The organism is Microbacterium ulmi, from assembly GCF_011759705.1.
GTDB lineage: Bacteria > Actinomycetota > Actinomycetes > Actinomycetales > Microbacteriaceae > Microbacterium > Microbacterium ulmi.
Window position 1 is genome coordinate 1,615,743 of record NZ_JAAOZF010000001.1, and the last position, 19,030, is coordinate 1,634,772.

14 protein-coding genes are annotated in these 19,030 nt (G+C 73.6%); 9 read left to right on the plus strand and 5 right to left on the minus strand.

Annotated elements, in window-relative coordinates; all coding sequences use genetic code 11:
• Window positions 1–34: 34 nt before the first annotated feature.
• From FHS08_RS07755 to FHS08_RS07785, 7 genes are read left to right on the plus strand one after another with little or no spacing between them, the layout of a single operon-like run.
• Complete coding sequence (locus FHS08_RS07755; RefSeq protein ID WP_167037542.1) at window positions 35–1,006, plus strand: AAA family ATPase; 972 nt, start codon at window positions 35–37, stop codon at window positions 1,004–1,006.
• On the plus strand, window positions 1,006–2,253 hold the full coding sequence (locus FHS08_RS07760; RefSeq protein WP_167037544.1) for a DUF58 domain-containing protein: 1,248 nt from the start codon (window positions 1,006–1,008) through the stop codon (window positions 2,251–2,253). The genes FHS08_RS07755 and FHS08_RS07760 overlap by 1 nt, the downstream gene beginning before the upstream one ends.
• Window positions 2,250–4,598, plus strand: a complete 2,349-nt coding sequence (locus tag FHS08_RS07765) for a transglutaminase-like domain-containing protein (protein WP_167037547.1) — start codon at window positions 2,250–2,252, stop codon at window positions 4,596–4,598. The genes FHS08_RS07760 and FHS08_RS07765 overlap by 4 nt, the downstream gene beginning before the upstream one ends.
• Window positions 4,595–6,019 (plus strand): RDD family protein, encoded by a 1,425-nt coding sequence (locus tag FHS08_RS07770; protein ID WP_167037551.1) that lies wholly within the window; start codon window positions 4,595–4,597, stop codon window positions 6,017–6,019. The genes FHS08_RS07765 and FHS08_RS07770 overlap by 4 nt, the downstream gene beginning before the upstream one ends.
• A complete protein-coding gene (locus tag FHS08_RS07775) occupies window positions 6,016–6,849 on the plus strand; it encodes a protein phosphatase 2C domain-containing protein (protein WP_167037554.1) in 834 nt (277 codons plus the stop codon). The genes FHS08_RS07770 and FHS08_RS07775 overlap by 4 nt, the downstream gene beginning before the upstream one ends.
• Window positions 6,846–8,264 (plus strand): FHA domain-containing protein, encoded by a 1,419-nt coding sequence (locus FHS08_RS07780; RefSeq protein WP_167037557.1) that lies wholly within the window; start codon window positions 6,846–6,848, stop codon window positions 8,262–8,264. Before FHS08_RS07775 ends, FHS08_RS07780 begins: the two co-directional genes overlap by 4 nt.
• Window positions 8,261–9,982: a protein kinase domain-containing protein gene (locus FHS08_RS07785; RefSeq protein WP_167037560.1), complete on the plus strand. Its 1,722-nt coding sequence runs from the start codon at window positions 8,261–8,263 to the stop codon at window positions 9,980–9,982. The genes FHS08_RS07780 and FHS08_RS07785 overlap by 4 nt, the downstream gene beginning before the upstream one ends.
• A 28-nt stretch (window positions 9,983–10,010) precedes the next feature.
• Here FHS08_RS07785 and FHS08_RS07790 read toward each other — a convergent pair whose 3' ends face one another.
• The 3 genes from FHS08_RS07790 to FHS08_RS07800 all read right to left on the minus strand — a co-directional run bounded on the left by FHS08_RS07790 (window position 10,011) and on the right by FHS08_RS07800 (window position 13,306).
• Window positions 10,011–10,469: a recombinase family protein gene (locus FHS08_RS07790; RefSeq protein ID WP_167037563.1), complete on the minus strand. Its 459-nt coding sequence runs from the start codon at window positions 10,467–10,469 to the stop codon at window positions 10,011–10,013.
• Between the two features lie 68 nt (window positions 10,470–10,537).
• On the minus strand, window positions 10,538–12,289 hold the full coding sequence (locus FHS08_RS07795; RefSeq protein ID WP_167037566.1) for a cation:proton antiporter: 1,752 nt from the start codon (window positions 12,287–12,289) through the stop codon (window positions 10,538–10,540).
• A 6-nt stretch (window positions 12,290–12,295) separates the two neighbouring features.
• Window positions 12,296–13,306: a malate dehydrogenase gene (locus FHS08_RS07800; RefSeq protein WP_167037569.1), complete on the minus strand. Its 1,011-nt coding sequence runs from the start codon at window positions 13,304–13,306 to the stop codon at window positions 12,296–12,298.
• A gap of 93 nt (window positions 13,307–13,399) precedes the next feature.
• Here FHS08_RS07800 and ypfJ point away from each other — a divergent pair, with 93 nt between their 5' ends.
• Entirely contained in the window at window positions 13,400–14,278 is an 879-nt protein-coding gene (ypfJ, locus tag FHS08_RS07805; RefSeq protein WP_167037572.1) for a KPN_02809 family neutral zinc metallopeptidase, read from the plus strand.
• Window positions 14,275–15,339: a prolyl aminopeptidase gene (gene pip / locus FHS08_RS07810; protein WP_167037575.1), complete on the plus strand. Its 1,065-nt coding sequence runs from the start codon at window positions 14,275–14,277 to the stop codon at window positions 15,337–15,339. The genes ypfJ and pip overlap by 4 nt, the downstream gene beginning before the upstream one ends.
• Here the strand turns inward: pip and FHS08_RS07815 are convergent.
• Both FHS08_RS07815 and FHS08_RS07820 read right to left on the minus strand, forming a co-directional pair.
• Window positions 15,336–16,979: a GMC family oxidoreductase gene (locus FHS08_RS07815; RefSeq protein WP_341800358.1), complete on the minus strand. Its 1,644-nt coding sequence runs from the start codon at window positions 16,977–16,979 to the stop codon at window positions 15,336–15,338. The genes pip and FHS08_RS07815 overlap by 4 nt on opposite strands.
• 110 nt (window positions 16,980–17,089) lie before the next feature.
• Entirely contained in the window at window positions 17,090–18,883 is a 1,794-nt protein-coding gene (locus FHS08_RS07820) for an aldehyde dehydrogenase family protein (RefSeq protein ID WP_341800359.1), read from the minus strand.
• Window positions 18,884–19,030: the final 147 nt, after the last annotated feature.

Below are 19,030 nucleotides of genomic sequence, written 5' to 3' on the forward strand. Positions count from 1 at the left end.
CCATCACCCCGACTCGACAACCCAAGGACCACTCATGACGATGACCCCCGAACAGGCCGCCTGGTTCCGCAGCACCTTCACGCGGCTCGTGGACAACGTGGACAGGGCCCTCATGGGCAAGCGCGACGTCGTCGGCCTCGTGCTGTCGGCGATGCTCGCGGAAGGGCACGTCCTCCTCGAGGATGCTCCCGGCACAGGCAAGACGAGCCTCGCGAAGGCGCTCGCCGCGACCGTGCAGGGCACGAGCAGCCGGATCCAGTTCACGCCCGACCTGCTTCCGTCCGACGTGACGGGCGTCACGATCTACGACCAGACGGCGCACCGGTTCGAGTTCCACCGCGGCCCGATCTTCGCCTCGATCGTGCTCGCGGACGAGATCAACCGCGCCTCGCCGAAGACGCAGTCGGCGCTGCTGGAGGTCATGGAGGAGTCGAGGGTCACGGTCGACGGCGTCACGCACGAGGCGGGCCGCCCGTTCCTCGTGATCGCGACGCAGAACCCCATCGAGCAGGCCGGCACGTACAAGCTCCCCGAAGCGCAGCTCGACCGGTTCCTCATCCGCACCTCGATCGGCTACCCCGACCTCGCGGTGGCCGAGCGGATCCTCGCCGGAGCGGCCGACCGCAACCCGTCGGCGCGCCTTCCCGCGATCATCACGACGGGCGCGGTCGCAGACATGGCCGACCTCGCCGCGACGGTGCACGTCGAGCCCGCCGTCGTGCGGTTCGTCGCACAGCTCGCCGAGGCGACCCGCGACGACCCGGCGACGCGACTCGGCGTCTCGGTGCGCGGCTCGCTCGCCATGGTGCGCATCGCGAAGGTCTGGGCAGCGGCGCAGGGCCGTCACTACGTCACGCCCGACGACGTCAAGGAGCTCGCGGCACCCGTGTGGACGCACCGGCTCGTGCTCGACCCCGAGGCCGAGTTCGCGGGTCTGTCGAGCGACGCCATCATCGCCCGCGTGCTCGAGGCCGTCGCCGCGCCCCAGGCGAGGTCCGCGGCCTGATGACGACTGCGACACCCGGGCAGGCGGTCGTCACGGGCGGCCGCCTCGATCGCGTGCTGTCGGCGCTCGCGCCCGCGGCGCGCCGAGGCCGCATCGTGCTCGGCGTCGTGCGGCCGCTCGCCTGGGTGCTCATCGCGACCGCCGTCGCGCTGTGGATCGCGGGGCTGCAGCTCGGCTGGCGCGAGCTCACGATCGCCGCGTCGGTCGTGACCGCGGTCGTGGTGCTGTGCACGCTGTTCCTCATCGGTCGCACGGCATACGACGTCGTGCTCGACCTCACCCGCGATCGCGTCGTCGTGGGCGAGCGCGCCGTGGGCGCCGTGACGCTGTCGAACCCCGGCCGGCGCGCCATCCTGCCCTCCCGCGTGCTGCTGCCCGTCGGCGCGGGGCGAGGCGTCTTCGACGTCGCGCGGCTCGCGCCGGGCGCCCGGATCGAGGAGCTGTTCGCCATCCCGACGCAGCGTCGAGGCGTGCTCGACGTCGGACCCGTCAGCGTTCTGCGCGGAGACCCGCTGGGCCTGTTCGAGCGTGTCCACCGCCGCGACGAGCCCGTCGCGCTCTACGTGCACCCGCGCACGGTCGCCTTCGAGGGGCAGTCCCTCGGCTTCCTCCGCGACCTCGAGGGGCTGCCTGCGACGGACCTCTCGCCGGACGACGTCTCGTTCCACGCGCTGCGCGAATACCAGCCCGGCGACGATCTGCGCCATGTGCACTGGAAGTCCACGGCCCGCACGGGCACCGTCATGGTGCGCCAGTACGAGGAGACGCGGCGTTCGCACTTCGTCATCGGTCTGAGCCGCAACCCCGCCGACTACGCGGCGGACGAGGAGTTCGAGCTCGCGATCTCGGCAGCGGCATCCCTCGGTCTGAGGGCTCTGCGCGACTCGCACTCCGTCGAGGTCCGTGTGCAGGGCGGGCAGCTGCCGGCCGCGAGCGGGAAGCAGTTCCTCGACGGGCTCTCCGCGCTCGCTCCGTCGCGTCCGCGCGACGGGGCGATCGCCGACCTCGCGGGCGTCGTCGCGGCATCCCTCCCCACGGCGAGCGTCGTCGTGCTCGTGTGCGGCAGTCCCGTCGACGCCGCCCGCCTCCGCGAAGCGTGCGGTCGCCTCCCGTACGGCGCCCGCACGCTCGTGATCGTCGCAGACGCCGGCGCCGACCCGAGGCTGCGGCGCATCGGCGACGCCGACATCGTCACGATCGGCGGGCTCGACCAGCTCCCGAGCGCGCTGCGGAAGGTGCTCGCATGACCCGTGAGGCGCTGCCCGCGCGCCGCTGGGCACTCGATCTGGCCGCATCCGCGGCGCTCCTGGCCGTCCCGATCGCGGGGCTCTGGCCCACGTTCGGGGGTCCGTCATACCTCGTCGCGGCGGTCGGCGCGACGATCGTCGGGCTCGCGATCGCGGCCGCCGGCGCGCTGTGGCGCTGGGGCGTCCTCGTGCTCACCGCCGTCGTCGCCGTCGCCTACTTCGCGCTCGGGGGAGCGCTCGCCCTGCCGTACCTCGCGATCGCCGGCGTGGTCCCGGACCTCGGCACGCTGCAGGCGCTTGCCGTCGGCGCCGTGACGTCGTGGAAGCAGCTGCTGACGACCGTCGCGCCTGTGGCGGCATCCGACGGGCACCTCGTCGTGCCGTTCCTGATGTCGCTCGTCGCCGCCGTCGTCGTCGCGAGCGTCGCGCTGCGCGCTCGCCGGCCGGCGTGGGCGCTGCCGGTCGTGCTCGTCTTCCTCGCGGGCCAGATCGCGCTCGGCACGTCCGAGCCGGCGGCGCCGATCGCGCAGGGCGCCGGCCTCGCGGTCGTCGCGATCGTGTGGCTCGCCGTGCGGCGCGCGTGGGATCCGCGGCAGGCGGCGGTCTCGCTCGGCGGCGACGGCGAGGAGGGCCGGATCCGCCGCGGCGGGTCGTCGCGACGGCTGCTTGCCGGCGCGGGCGTCGTCGCCGTCGCAGGTCTCGTCGGCATCGCCGCGGGCGCGGCCGTGCCCGCGACATCCCCCCGCTATGTCCTGCGCGACGTCGTCATCCCGCCCTTCGACATCCGCGAGTACGCGAGCCCCCTCCAGGGCTACCGCGGGTACGTCCGCGACGATGCGCAGGCGCCGCTGTTCCGCGTCACGGGCCTTCCCGACGGCGCACGCGTGCGACTCGCGACGATGGACGCGTACAGCGGAACGGTCTACAACGTCTCGGACGACGGCGCGGGCTCGTCGAGCGCATTCACCCCCGTGCGCGGCGCGATGTCGCCCGGCGCCCAGGGCACTCCCGTGACGCTGCGCGTCGAGATCGACGAGTTCTCGGGAGTGTGGATGCCGGATGCCGGCGCCGTCGCGAGCGTCGAGTTCGACGGCGAGCGCGCCGACGACCTGCGCCGCGCCGCGCACTACAACGAGGCGACGGGCACGGGGGTCGTGACGGTCGGGCTGCAGCAGGGCGACGCGTACACCCTGGAGACCGTCCTGCCGACGCAGCCGAGCGACGAGCGGCTCGCCGATGCGGCCTTCGCGCCGGTGAAGATGCCCGAACAGGACGGCGTCCCGCAGGAGCTCGCCGACATCGCGGCGAAGGCCGTCGCCGAGGCCACGACCCCCATCGAACAGGCGAGGGCGCTCGAGTCCGCCCTCGCCGACGGCGGATTCTTCAGCCACGGACTGGAGGGCGAGGCCCTTTCACGGGCAGGCCACGGCGCCGCGCGCATCTCGGCGCTCGTAGGCTCCGACCAGATGGTGGGCGACGACGAGCAGTACGCCGTCGCGATGGCGCTCATGGCCGGACAGGTCGGCATGCCCGCGCGTGTCGTGATGGGGTTCCATCCCGGCGAGGAGGGGACGCCCGACGGCGTGTTCACCGCGACCGGCGACAACCTGCACGCGTGGGTCGAGATCGCGTTCGAGGGTGCAGGGTGGATCCCGTTCGATCCGACGCCGCCCGAGGACAAGCTCCCGAACGACCAGACGACGAAGCCGCGCGCCGACCCCAAGCCGCAGGTGCTGCAGCCCCCGCCGCCGGAGCAGGACCCCGTCGACCTGCCTCCGACGGTCTCCGACGACCGCGAGTCCGAGGACGAGAAGTCGACCGAGAGCGGTCCGCTTCTCGCGATCCTCGCGATGGGAGGCGGCGGGCTCGGTGTGCTCGCGCTGCTCGCGGCGCCGTTCGTCGTCATCGGCGCGATCAAGGCCGCCCGCCGCCGTCGTCGCCGCGCGGCCGGGCGAGGCGCCGATCGCATCAGCGGCGGGTGGGATGAGCTCATCGACCGCGCCACCGACCTCGGCACGCCCGTCCGCCCCGGTGCGACCCGCCTCGAGGACGCGTCCGTCGTGGACGCCGAGTTCGCCGAGCCGCGCGTGCTGACTCTCGCCCACCGGGCGGATGCCGAGGTGTTCGGCCCCGCAGAGCCCACGGAGGCCGACGTCGACGAGTTCTGGCGTCAGGTCGACGAGATCGTCGCGGGCATGTCGACGGCGCGGTCGCTCTGGCGTCGCACACGTGCGCGCCTGAGCCTGAGATCCCTTCGCGACACGGCTCGCGGCGCGTCGGCGCGTCGGCGAGGCCGCACCGATGCGGCGCGCGCGGACGCGTCCGCAGGAACGGAGCACGCATGACCCGCGTCTTGACGCCGACCGCGGCGGCACCCGCCTCGATCGGCCCCCGCGTCGGCGCCTACGCCATCGACGCGGCGATCGGCGGAGCGCTCACGTGCCTCGTCGCCGTCGTCGCAGCGGCGGTCGCGTTCTCCTCGGGGGCGCCGTCGTCCCCCGTCGAGCTCATGGCCCGCGCGAGCGTCGTCTGGGTGGCCGTGGCCGGCGTCGGCCTCGCCTGGGCGGTCGTGTACACGGCGCTGCAGGGCGGACGAGGCTCGATCGGGCAGCGGGCGGCTGGCATCCGAATCGCGGATGCCGAGACCTCCGCGCCGATCGGCTTCGGCAGAGCGCTCCTGCGCAACGTCGTGTTCGGCCTGGCGGCATCCATCGTCGTCGGCTGTTTCACGCCTCTGTTCGACGGCAGCGGACGACGCCAGGGCTGGCACGACTCGGCCGCGCGCGCCCTCGTCGTCCGGCGCGTCGCGGCTGAGACCGCGGCTGCGCCGCCGGCCGCGCGCGCGGTCCCGGCGTCCTCCGAGCCGTCCGCGCGCGCGGTCGCGGCGTCCCCCGAGGCTTCCGCCGTCGCGGCGCCGCTGTTCGGCACGCCCATCCCGCCGCCATCCATCGTCGCCCCGCCGACGCGGTTCGCGGCCTCGTCGTCACCGGTGGGCGACGCCGTCATCTCGTTCGTCCCCGGTGTCGGGCCCGGGTCCGCGGCGCGCGTCACGGCGCCGCCCGCGTCGGCTGGATCGGCCCTGGCCGACGTGCCGGCAGCCTCGTCCACCTCGCCCGCTGCCGCATCCTCTGCGTCCGCGACTCGCGTAGGCTCGGTCCTGCCTCCGGCTCCCGCGCGGTCGGTCGCGCCTCCGGCTCCCGCGCGGTCGGTCCCATCGGTCTCGCCCGCGATCCCCGCCGCGGCACCCCCCGCGCCGGCGACTCCCGCCGCAGCATCCGTGACGCCTGCCGCAGCCTCCGCGACGCCGGTAGCCTCCTCCGCAGCATCCGTGACGCCGGTAGCCTCCTCCGCAGCTTCCGCGACGCCGGTAGCCTCCTCCGCACCCTCCGCTCGGCCCGCCGACACCGATGGCGAGACCCTCCTGCGCGCTCCGCGTCCGCTCGCCGTGCTGGCGCTGCGCTGGGACGACGGCACCCGGGTGGGCGTCTACGGTCGCACCCTGTTCGGGCGCAATCCGGCACCCGACGAGGGCGCGACGACGATCGCGGTGCGCGACGAGACGCTGTCGCTCTCCAAGACGCACTTCGAGATCGGCGGGGATGCCGCGAGCGGCGCGTGGGTCGTCGACCGGCACTCGACCAACGGCACCGTACTGGTGCGGGGCGGCGTGCGCAGCCCCCTCGCGCCCGGTGCGCGCACGCCGCTGCAGGCGGGCGACCGGCTCGAGATGGGCGATCGCAGCGTCGAGGTCGGAGACCCGTCGTGACCGCGCCCGCGCTCATCGGCGTGTCCGCCGGCGCGGCGACGGACACGGGCCTGCGGCGTCGCATCAACGAGGACTCGTTCATCGCCGAGGCTCCGCTGTTCCTGGTCGCCGACGGAATGGGCGGCCATCACGCGGGCGAGATCGCGAGCGCCGCCGTCATCGAGGAGTTCGCCGTGTTCACGGGGCGCGAGAGCCTCGCGATCGACGACGTGCAGGCCGCCATCTCCCGCGCGCGGCGTCGCATCGAGGCGCTGCCCGACGGCGGCGGCGCAGGGGCGGGGACGACCCTCGCGGGCGTCGTCGTCGCGGAGGTCGGCGGCCACGGCTACTGGCTCGCGGTCAACATCGGCGACTCGCGGACGTATCTGCTCAGCGGCAGCGAGTTCGAGCAGGTGAGCGTCGACCACTCCGTCGTGCAGGAGCTCATCGACAGCGGCGAGCTGGATCCCGCCGCCGCAGCGCTCGACGCCCGGCGCAACGTCATCACGCGCGCGATCGGCGGCGGCAACACGTCGGAGGCCGACTTCTGGCTGCTGCCCGCGGAGCGCGGGGACCGCGTGCTGGTCTGCTCCGACGGGCTCACGGGAGAGCTCCCGCGCGAGCGGATCGAGAGCATCCTGCGCACGGAGCCCGACCCGCAGGCCGCCGCGACGACGCTCGTCCAGGAGGCGATCGCCCACGGGGGCCGCGACAACATCACGGCGCTCGTCGTCCACGCGCTCGAGGTGCGCTCCGCGCCGCCCGGGTCGCACGCGGCGCTTCCGACCGTCGAGGACGACGTCGACGGCGACACGCGGCCGCGCGCACGAGCGACGGGAGGTCGCGCATGACCGAGGTCCGATATGCATCCGGTTCCTGGCGCGTGGCCGTGACGCACCGCGGAGTCGTCGTCCTCGAGCCGGGGACGGCGCCCGGGCTCGCAGCCAGGATCTGGCGCGACGTCGCCGCCGGCCGCGGCCTCGCCGGCGTTCTCGAGGCCCTCACGGGCGCGTTCGGCGCGTCGCTGGACACGATCCCCTCGTTCGCCGTCGTCCTCGAGGAGCACGGCTCGACGCGGCTCGCGGTCCGCGGCGCGCTGACGGTGACCGTCGACACCCCGACCGGTGCGGAGACGGTCACCGGCACAGGCGTGACGACGTGGTCGGAGCGCGCGTTCGCCGCCGCGACCCGCACGGTCGTCGACACTCCCGAGGAGAGCCCGGCGACCGCCGAGCTGTCCGTCCGAGACGGCGTGGTCCTGGCATCCGAGATCGTCATCGCGTGGACGGATGCCGCGACCTCTCAGGATGCCCCAGCCAGCACGCCCGCCCCTGCCCAGCGTTCCGCCGCGGCCCCGGCACGGGACGCGGCATCCGTGCCCTCCTCATCGGTCACCGCGGCGGCCCCCGCGTCGGACCAGCCCGGCGCACCGGCATCCGCCCCTTCCCCCTCTCGACCGTGGTCGGCGCGGACCGCATCCGTGCCATCCGAGCCCGTGCCCGTGCCGGCGGTCGCGCAGGCCGTGCCGCCAGTCGCCCCCGCCCCGCCCGTCGACGCCGTCATCGACTCGATCTCCGTCCCGTGGGCGACGTCGTCCGACGCGTCGAACTCGCTGGCGGATGCCGTACCGTCCGTCGCGGCCGCGACTCCAGGGGACGCGCCCCCGTCCCGCCCGTCGACGGACGCGCCGGACGACGACGTCGACGCGGGCGTGCCGTCCGGCGACGACTTCCCGTGGGCCGAGACGGTGATCCGTCCGTTCGACGACGACGACGCCGGCGTGCGGGCGACGTCCGAGGACGACTCGGCGGGCGCGGCGTTCGGCGACCACGACGGCGAGACCGTCACGGTCGCACAGGCGCGCGCGATGCGAGCCGCACTCGGCGACTCGGCGCCGCCTCCGCTCGCCGCCCCGAGGCCGCCCGCGCGTGGCCGGGTCCGCCTCTCGACGGGCAAGGTCGTGACGCTCGATCGCACGGTCGTGATCGGCCGCCGCCCGCGGTCGACGCGGGTCACGGGCACCGATCTGCCTCACCTCGTGGCGGTGGACAGCCCGCAGCAGGACATCTCCCGCAGCCACCTCGAGCTGCGCGTCGAAGGCGACAGCATCGTCGCGACCGATCTGCACACGACCAACGGCACGACCCTGCGCCGCGCAGGGGTCGAGCCCGTGGTGCTGCACCCCGGCGAGGCGGCCGTCGTGGTCGTCGGCGACGTGCTCGACCTCGGCGACGGCATCACGGCGACGATCGAGGACCTGCCGTGAGCGCGAAGCGCGCGCCGATGGCTCCGCCCGAGCTTCCGGGATTCGTCTTCGTCGACGTGCTCGGCTCGGGCGGCTTCGCCGACGTCTACCTGTACGAGCAGCAGCTCCCGCGCCGGCGGGTCGCGGTCAAGGTGCTGCTCCCGGATCGCATGACGAGCGGGTCCGCGGAGGAGTTCACCGCCGAGGCCAACGTCATGGCGATGCTCTCGACGCATCCCGCGATCGTGACGATCTACCAGGCCGGGGTCGCCCGCGACCGCAGGCCCTACCTCGTCATGGAGTACTGTCCCAAGCCGAACCTGCAGGTGCGGTACCGGCGGGAGCCCTTCTCCGTCGCGGAGTCGCTGCGCGTCGGCGTCCAGGTGGCCGCCGCCGTCGAGACGGCGCATCGCGCGGGAGTCCTGCACCGCGACATCAAGCCCGCGAACATCCTCGTGACGGAGTACAACCGTCCCGCGCTCACCGACTTCGGGATCGCGACGACGACGGGCGCGTCGGAGGGCGCAGGCCTGTCGATCCCGTGGTCGCCCCCGGAGTCGTTCGCCGACGTCCCGCAGTCCGGCCCGTGGTCGGACGTGTACGCGCTCGGCGCGACGGTCTACACGCTCCTCGCGGGGCGCTCGCCCTTCGAGCTCCCGGGCCGGCGGAACACGGGCGCGGACATCATCGACCGCATCGAGTCGACCCCGCTCGCGCCGCTCGACCGTCCCGACGCCCCCGACTCCCTCTTCCGCACGCTCGAGCGCGCCATGGCGAAGGCGCCCGCCGACCGCTACGAGAGCGCGCTCGCGTTCGCACGAGCGCTGCAGACGGTTCAGATCGAGCTCTCGCACTCCGTGACGCCGATCGACATCCTCGACGACGCCATCGTCGAGGATGTCGAGGACGACGACGACGCGGAGGGCCTCACGCGCGTGCGCGGCGTCGTCAGCATCAACCCCGAGACGGCGCCCGCCGCCGGCATGACGCGCCCCTCGACCTCCGCTGCGGGGCCGGATGTCGCGTCCATGGTCTCCGGAGTCCCGGCGTTCGACGCCGCCGACACGGTTCGGCGCGGCGACCCCGCGCCGAACGCGGAGTTCGCCGAAACGCTGATGCGCACTCCGCCGCGCGGTCGCGCGGCCGCAGCTCCTGCCCCCGCCCTCCCGCCGCCGGCGATCGCTCAGACCGCTCAGACCGCTCCCGCGACCTTCGCCGCGCCGCCGGCGTCGACCGCTGCGGCGGCCCCGCCCCCGGCAGAGGTGTTCGCGGCGCCCCCCGCCGCCGCCTCGCCGACGCAGCCGGCGCAGGGGCCCCGCCCGCGTCGTGCCGTGTGGTGGACGCTCGCGGCATCCGCGGTGCTGGTCGTCGTCGCCGTCGTCGTCGGCGTCTCGCTCCCCGGCCTGCTCGGGAGCACGCCGCGGTCATCGCCGCAGCCCGAGGAGACCATCGTCAGGCCCCAGGACCCCGGCGCGGCGATCGTCGCGCCTCCGGCCGACCTCGCGGGGGCGGTCGTCGACGGGCAGGTCACGTTCACGTGGACCAATCCCGATCCGCACGAGGGCGACCGGTACGTGTGGGGCGTCGTGACGCGGGCGGATGCCGAGCCGGACCTCGACAGCGTCGACGCCCCGACCGTGACGGTTCCCGCGGATCCGTCCGGGACGACCTGCGTCGAGGTGCTCGTGCGGCGCGCGAACGGCGGCTCGTCCGAGCCCGCGCGCAGCTGCGCGCCCTGACCGACCGGAGCAGTGCCGCCGGGAGCGGCTACACGTCGGCGTCGTGCAGGTGGCGCTCGCCCGTGCTCAGCACCTTGACGATGACCCCGCGCCCGCGCAGCTCGCGGAGCGTGCGGGTCTCCTCGTCGGTGTCGCGGCCGAGCGCGTGCACGTTGGCGACGACGAGGACGTCGCCGGCGACGAGCCGGCCGAACAGGCGCACGAGACGCTCCTCCCACGACTCGAGCGTCTCCGGCGCGGGATGCCGGAACCCCTCGATCGGCACGCCGAATCGCGTCAGCTCGTTGCGCTGCTCGACGACCGACGGCATGTCGTCCCGCGAGACCACGAGGCCCACGAGGCGCGAGCCCGCGGGGCGCGCGATCCACCAGTTGCGATCGCTCTGCAGCTCGGTGAAGCACTGCGGGCACTCGGCGGCGGCGTGGGCGAGAGGGCCCGTCTCGGGTGCCGAGGACGCGGCATCCGTCGTGTCAGTCGTCTCGGGCATCTGCGCACCTCCCATGGGTCCCTCTATTGTGCACCGCGCGGCGACGGTCGGATCGCCGCCCGGGGCAGTCACTCGTCCCGCGCGAGACGCAGCTCGAGGCTCAGCTGGTCCGCATCGAGCTCCGCGAGGGCGTGCCGGAGGGTCGGCGTGCCGTAGAGGCCGCCGTGCGAGAGGTCGACGAGCTTCTCGCGCTGCTCCTGGATCAGCGCGAGACGCAGCTCGAGGAGATCCTTCGCGACGACGGTCATGTCGTCGTCGGGCACGCGCTCGAAGACGCGAGCCGCCTTTCCCATGAGCTCGGGGGCGAAGGGCTCGCCGTTGCGCTTGACGAGGCTGTGGGTCGTGAGGGCGCCGAGTGCGGCGGTTCTGAGCTCGTCCTCGAGCCGCGACTGCTCCTCGCTGCCTGCGGCCTCGTCCTCGCCCTTCTCGAGCCGCAGCAGCCGCACGACCCACGGGAGCGTGAAGCCCTGCAGCATGAGGCTCACGAGGGCGACGAGGAACGCGACGAAGATGAGCAGTGGCCGGTCATGCGTCTCGCGCGGCAGGGTCTGCGCCGCCGCGAGCGTCACGACGCCGCGCATGCCGGCCCACACGATGATCGTCCCGTGCTTCCAGCCGAGCGGCGACGCCTGGTAGTAGTCGATGTCGGCGAGGGATCGCGAGATGCGGTTCCTCATCGACGACAGCCGGCGCTCGGTCTGCTCGGGAGTGGCCTGCGGGCCCCCGCGCCGAGGCGACGCCGCGTCGGCCTTCTGCGCGTCGCTCATCCCGGAGATGCGGTCGACCTGCCTGCTCATTAGCTCGAGCCGGTCGCGCATCTTGCTTCGCGCGCGGCGGCTCTGCGCCCACACGAGGAACGAGACGTAGGCGGTGCGAACGACGAGGATGACGGCGAGCGCTCCGAGGGCGAGTCCGATGGGCAGCAGGATGCCGTGACCCGCTTCGACGTTGCCGCGAACGATCTCGCGCAGCTCGAGACCCATGATGAGGAAGACCGCGCCCTCGAGCACGAGCTCGATCGTGCGCCAGTTGAGCGTGTCGGAGAGGCGCTGTTCGGGTGTGGAGTACCGCATCGCCCCCTGTCCCGTCATGATCCCTGCGACGACCGCTGCGACCAGGCCCGAGCCGCCGAGGTGCTCGGTCGGCAGATATGCCACGAACGGAATGATGAACCCGATCGCGGTGTTCGCCGCCGAGTTGGCGATCCATGCCCGCAGCCGGACGTTCGCGTAGCCGACGACGGCGCCGACGAGGACGGCGATGACGACGCCCCATGCGAAGTTGCCGACGAACTCGCCGACCGACACGGTCCCGGCGACGACGGCCGCGATCGCCGTCCGCAGGATCACGAGGGCGGTCGCGTCGTTGAGCAGGCTCTCGCCCTCGAGCAGCGTCACGACGCGCCGTGAGACGCCGACGCGCTTGACGATGGAGGTCGCGACGGCATCCGTGGGGCTCAGGATCGCCCCGAGCGCGAGCCCGATCAGCGGGTTCAGGCCGGGGACGAACAGCAGGAAGAAGCCCGCGAGGGCGAGCGAGCTCACGATCACGAGCACGACGGAGAGCCCGAAGACCGAGCTGAAGTCGCGGCGGAACTCGATCGCGGGAAGCGAGATCGCCGCCGAGTACAGGAGCGGGGGCAGGATGCCGACGAGGATGATCTCCGGCTCGATGAGCGGGATCTCGACGAACGGCACCGTGCTGACGCCGAGCCCGATGATCACGAGGACGAGGGGGCCGGCGATCTTCAGGCGCGGTCCGATGGCGGTTGCGACGGCGATGACGACGATGCCGAGGATGAGGACGATGAGCGGGTCCATCGCGCGTCAGACCAGGCCCAGGGCACGGACGGCGTCACGCTCCGCGACGAGCTCCGCGACGGACGCGTCGACGTATCGGCGCGCGCGTTCGTCGAGCGCGAGACCCTCCACGACGCGGTAGCCCGATCCGTCGGACAGGACGGGGAAGGAGCACACGAGCCCCTCGGGCACGCCGTACTCCCCGCGGGAGACGACGGCGGCCGAGGTCGGGTCATCCCCGGTGCCGAGCACGTCGTCGCGCACGTGCTCGATCGCGGCGTTCGCCGCGGAGGCGACCGACGACGACCCGCGCACCTCGATGATCTCGGCGCCGCGCCTGGCGACTCGCGGGATGAACTCGTCGTCGAGCCAGCGGGTCGCGACATCCTGGCCCCCGAGGGCGTCCGCGAGCGCCCTCTCGACCGGGACGCCTCCGACCGTCGCGTGCTCGACGTCGGGGAACTGCGTCGCCGAGTGGTTGCCCCACACCGCGACCCCCCGGATCGCGTCGGGCCGCACGCCGAGCCTCTCCGACAGCTGGCCGACGGCCCGGTTGTGGTCGAGCCGCGTGAGCGCCGTGAAGCGGTCTGCGGGGACATCGGGGGCGGATGCCGCGGCGATCAGCGCGTTCGTGTTGGCGGGGTTGCCGACCACGACGACGCGGACGGCATCGGATGCCCCCGCGTTGATGGCGGCGCCCTGGGGGCCGAAGATGCCCGCATTGGCGGCGAGGAGGTCGGCGCGCTCCATGCCCGGCCCGCGGGGGCGTGCGCCGACGAGCAGCGCGATGTCCGTGCCGTCGAACGCCGTGCGCGCGTCGTCGGTGACGTCGACGCCGTGCAGGAGCGGGAACGCGCAGTCCTGCAGCTCGAGGGCCGCGCCCTGCGCCGCCTTCATGCCCTGGGGGATCTCGAGCAGCCTCAGCCGGACGGGGCGACCGGGTCCGAGCATGTCTCCCGCTGCGATCCGGAACAGGAGTGCGTACCCGATCTGGCCCCCCGCTCCGGTGATCGTCACGGTCGTGGGTTCGTGCGCCATGAGCCGAGCCTATGCCCGGCGGCCGGACGCGAGAGACCCGCGCGACCAGCCGATTTCCCCGCATGCGCGGCATGACCGCGGTAACTTGAGCGCATGACGTTCAACGACAACGCCAGCGTCGGGGGGAACACGGCCAGGCGCAGGGGGCCGGGCGGTGCCATCGCGGCGGGTGGCGGCGTCGCAGGTCTCGGGGCCATCGCGGTCCTGCTGCTGAACCTGTTCACGGGCGGGAACTTCTCGGGGCTGCTGGGCGGGCTCGGCGGCACGCCGCAGGCCGGCGGCGAGGACGCGGTCGTCGCGAACTGCCAGACCGGCGCCGACGCCAACGCGAACGACGCGTGCCGCATCGCCGCGACGCAGCTCGTGCTGGACGGGTACTGGGAGGACCAGGTGCGCGGCTACCGTCCGCCGACGCTCGTGATCGTCGACCAGTCCACCTCGACGCGGTGCGGCACGGCGTCGAACGCCACGGGGCCCTTCTACTGCCCGCCCGAGGAGACGGTCTACATCGATCCGACGTTCTTCGGCATCCTTCGCCAGCAGTTCGGCGCGACGGCGGGCTCGCTCGCGCAGATGTATGTGCTGGCCCACGAGTACGGCCATCACATCCAGCAGATCACCGGCATCATGGACGCCTACCCGAACAACGGCACGGGTGCGACGAGCAACGGCGTGCGCACAGAGCTGCAGGCCGACTGCTTCGCCGGCGCGTGGGTCGCGAACGCCGCCAACGAGAGGGACGCGAACGGCGTCTCGTACCTGCAGCCGCCGACCGAGGAGCAGATCCGCGATGCTCTGGACGCGGCGGGCACCGTCGGCGACGACCACATCCAGGAGCAGTCGGGGGGCTTCGTCAACCCCGAGAGCTGGACGCACGGGTCGAGCGAGCAGCGTCAGCGGTGGTTCGCGACGGGATATCAGAACGGGCTCGGCTCGTGCGACACCTTCGCCGTGTCGGGGAGCGGGCTGTGAGCGGCCCCGCGCATCTCGACGGCATCCTGTATCCGCCGATCGAGCCCTACGAGACCGGCGAGCTCCTCGTCGGCGACGGGAATCGCGTCTACTGGGAGCAGTCCGGCAACCCGCACGGCCGACCCGTCGTGTTCCTGCACGGGGGTCCGGGTGCAGGAACGTCCGACTGGCACCGCCGCTTCTTCGACCCGGATCGCTACCGCATCATCCTGTTCGACCAGCGCGGATGCGGGCGCTCCACTCCGCACGCGAGCACGCCCGACGCCGACCTGCGCCACAACACGACATGGCACCTCGTCGCCGACATCGAGCTGCTGCGGCGCAACCTCGGGATCGACCGGTGGCAGGTCTTCGGCGGTTCGTGGGGGAGCGCCCTCGCGCTCGCATACGCCCAGGCGCATCCGCAGGTCGTGTCGGAGCTCGTGCTCCGAGGGATCTTCACGCTGCGCCGGCACGAGCTCGAATGGTTCTACGAGGGCGGGGCCTCGGCGATCTATCCGGATCTGTGGGAGGACTTCATCGCGCAGATCCCCGTGCTCGAGCGGTCACGGCTGATCGAGGCGTACCATCGGCGCCTCTCCGACCCCGATCCCGCTGTGCACGTCCCCGCGGGCGTCGCGTGGACGACCTGGGAGTCGGCGACGCTCTCGCTGCTGCCGGACCAGGACCGGGTCGCGACGATGGGCGAGACCGCCGCCGCGACCGCCTTCGCGCGCATCGAGAACCACTACTTCATGAACGGCGGATGGTTCGAGGAAGGGCAGCTCATCGCGGGCGTCGACGCGATCCGCGGCATCCCGGCCGTCATCGTGCAGGGCCGATACGACGTCTGCACCCCCATCATGACGGCATGGGACCTGCATCGGGCGTGGCCGGAGGCGGAGCTCGTCATCGTGCAGGACGCCTCGCACGCGGCATCCGAGCCCGGCATCGCGCGGGCGCTGCGCGCCGCGACCGACCGCTTCGCGGGGCGACCCGCCGACGCGGCGGCCGAGCGTGGCGGCGAAGAGGGGCCGGATGATGCCCCCGACGAGGCCGGCGGGCCCCTCGGCCTCGCCTAGCGGCCCGCCGCCCTCCGGTCGGGCCGGGTGCCGCGGACGAGGTCGGCCGCGCGCTCGCCGATGACGATCGCCGCGGCGTTCGTGTGGCCGCGGATGATGGTGGGCATGACCGAGGCGTCCGCGACACGCAGGCCCTCGACACCGCGGACCCGCAGGTCGGGATCGACGACGGATGCCGCATCCTCCCCCATCCGCGCGGTGCCGACGGGGTGGTACAGCGTGTGCGAGTAGCGCCGCAGCGACAGCTCGGCGCGCTCGGCCGGCGTCATGCGCTCGCCCGCCTCCGGCTGGACCCACCCGCCCGTCGTGACGGTCCGCATGGCGTCGGTGTCGAGGATGCGCTCGCACTCCGCGAGGCCCGCGAGCAGGGTCCGCTCGTCCATCCCGTCGGGGTCGGTCAGGTACGCCGGGTCGATGACGGCTTTCGCGGTCGGGTCGGCCGAGGCGAGCCGGATCGTGCCGCGGCTGCGGGGGCGCAGCAGAATCGCGGCGACCGTGACGCCCTCGGCGGGCGTCGGGACGAGCCCTTCGCCGATGTAGGGCGCGGTCGCGAAGATGAGCTCGACGTCGGGCAGCCCGGCGGGCATGCCTGCACGGTCGGCGACCGGCGTGCGGACGAACCCGTAGGCCTCCGCGACGTTGGACGACAGCATCCCCGTGCGCGTCGTGAGGTACCGTGCGAGCTGGCCGGCACTCGTCGCCCTGTGCAGCGTGCCTCCGACGGCTGCGGGCGCGAGGCCGGAGACGAGGTGGTCCTGCAGGTCCGCGCCGACGCCGGGCGCGTCGACGACGAGCGGGATGCCGTGCTCGGCGAGGTGGTCGGCCGGGCCGATGCCGCTCAGCATGAGCAGCTGCGGAGTGTTGACCGACCCCCCGCTGAGGATGACCTCGCGCCGCGCGAGCGCGTGACGCGAGACGCCGTCGATGTCGACGTAGACGCCCGTCGCGCGGGGAGCCGCGGCATCCTCTCGGGAGAACGTGACCCTGCGCACGAGCGCTCCTGTGACGACGCGCAGGTTCGACCGTCGCCGAGCGGGGCGCAGGTAGGCGTCGGCCGTCGAGGCGCGGGCGCCGCGGTGGATCGAGGTCATCGTCTGCGAGAACCCCTGGCCCTCGGGCAGGTTCGGCGGTGTCACGGAGTGGCCGGCCTCGCGTGCCGCCTCGAGGAAGGCTGCCGTGTGCGGCCGGGGGTCGCGCTGGTGCTCGACGGCCTGCGGGCCGTCCGTGCCCTGGGTCGGGTGTGCGGCATCCTGCGTGCGCTCGACGCGTCGGAAGTACGGCACGAGCGATGCCCACGACCAGCTCTCGCCCGCCGTCTCGGCCCACTCGTCGTAGTCGGCCGCGAAGCCGCGGATCCACATCATGGCGTTGAGCGACGAAGACCCGCCGAGCGTCTTGCCGCGGGGCCAGAAGATCGTGCGGTTCTCGAGCGCGGGCTGGGGGACGGTGTCGTAGCTCCAGTCGTAGGGGCCTCGGAAGAGCCTCGTGAACGCCGCGGGGATGTGCAGCTCGGGGGCCCGATCGGGGGCGCCGGCCTCGAGGAGGAGCACAGAGACGGACGGATCCTCGCTGAGCCGAGCCGCGAGCGCGGCTCCCGCTGACCCCGCCCCGACGATGACGTAGTCGGCGTCGAGGTCCACCCTGCGCGCGCTCCTCGGGCCCGCCCTCCCGTCGAGTGTCCACGACACCCGGCCGGGAACGCCCCGAGAGCCGGGTCTCCTGGACGCTCGGGGATCGGCCGCCGCGCGCGTCATGCGCGGAACGCCCGGGCGAGCGTCACGGCGAGCTTCGCCCTGCTGCCGTCGATGCGGAAGCGCGTGAGCCCCTCGCTGACGACCGCGCCCGTGCGCGACGTCACGAACCACGGCGGCTTCGGGAGCGCCGAGAACCGGCCACCGCGCACGGCCGCGCCGGCCGACCGAGGGAAGGGGCGGAACGGGCCGCGCGTCACCGAGCGCTCGACGCCGTCGAGGAGCATCGCGTTGTGCACGACGCCGATGCCGCTCTCGACGTCTCGCAGCGTGCCGCCGGGGAACCCGCCCCACGTCAGGGTGGGGGTCAGGAACCCGAACGCCGTCCACGAGTTGACAGCGATCGCGCCGTAGCGCAGATCGGCGATCGCGCGCTCGAAGCCGCCTCCGAGCGCGGCCTCGGTCGCAGGGTCGATGAGCACGTTCGCGCCGAGCGTGCCGGCGAGCTCGTCGTTCGCGTGCGCGACGGCTGCGTCGAGGAACACCTGGCCGTTGCCGGCGAGCTGGACGACGCCGAGGACGGGCGCGAAGTACTCCGTCGTCTCGATGGCTGACGCGTCGCCGCCCGCGGCGATCTCCACGATCGCGCGGGTGCCGTCGGGCGCCCAGTGCGCGGACGGATAGTCGGATGCCGCGGCCGCGAGCTTCTCGTCACTGCGCGGATACCACGTCGGGCGCGTGGGCGCCCCGTCGTACGCCGTCCGCAGGGCGTCGAGGAACGCCTCGCGCTGAGGCCAGTCCGCGCTGAGGATCACGACCTGCCCCGCGATGCAGTTGTGCCCGCTGTTCTGGAGCCGCATCGTCGTGATGTGCTCCGCATGGAAGCGCAGGTCGGTGTCGCTCCACCGGCCGGGGACGACGATGATCGGCGAGACTCCGCCCAGCTCGGCCGTGATGGGCTTGGCGAGCTGAGGCCGGTTCTCGCGGCGCCGTCGGGCGCCGGCGGGGCCCGTTCCCCACACGATCGCGTCGAAGGTCGGCTTGGCCCCCGTGATGTGCACGTGGTCGATCCCGTCGTGCCGTGTCAGATACGCCCCGACGTCGCCCCCGCCCGTCACGATGCGCACGAACCCCGGCTCGATGAGGGGCGCGAGCGCGCGCTCGAAGACCGGGAGGAGGGCATCCTGCGTCGGGTTGAGCTTGAGCAGCGCCACGCGGTTGAACGCGAGAAGCTCGTAGAGCACGTCGAGGACGGGGATCGACGCGACGTTCCCTGCGCCGAGCACGAGCCCGACGCCGCCCGGCGTCGCGGGGTGCAGCTGCCCGAGCCCTGCGCGGCGGCGGGCCTCGGCATCCGTCACCCCCGGCTCGAACCACACCTCGCCCGTGTATCCCGACAGCAGCAGCCCGTCCAGGGGGTCGAGCGGGAACGTGCGTGCGCGCAGCCGCCCGCCCGGTGCGCTCGCCGTCGTGACGCCGTCGAGGGGGCCCGCGCCCTTCGCGAGCTTCGCGAGGGTCGAGCGGTAGGCGTCGAGCGCGACGAGAACGGCGTAGGGCCCCGAGAGCCACTCCTCGCCGCGGAGGGGATGCCCCGGCTCGAGGCCCTTGGAGGTCGATGCGACGTCGGCCCATTCCTCGGCGACGGCGCCCGTCGCGGCGCGGACCCGCTCGAGCAGGCGACCGCGCTGGTCGAGGGTCAGGTGCGTCCAGGTGCTCGCTCCCGTGCGGAGCGCGTCGATCGCCGCATCGAGCGAGGGGGCGGATGCCGGGACCGCGGCAGCCGCGGCAGGGCGGGGGGAGCGAGGCGCTTCGGCGGCGGACGTCTTCGTGGCCGGCTTCGCGGTGGGTGACACGGCGCTCTCCTTCGGGCGTGGCGTGCGCGGGGCGGGATCCCAGCTTACGTCGCGGCGGTGCTTCCGATCCTGGGACTCGGTGCCGCGGCATCCGCCACCGGGTCCCGATGCCATGATCCGGGATGCCGCGCGCGGCGCATCCCGCAG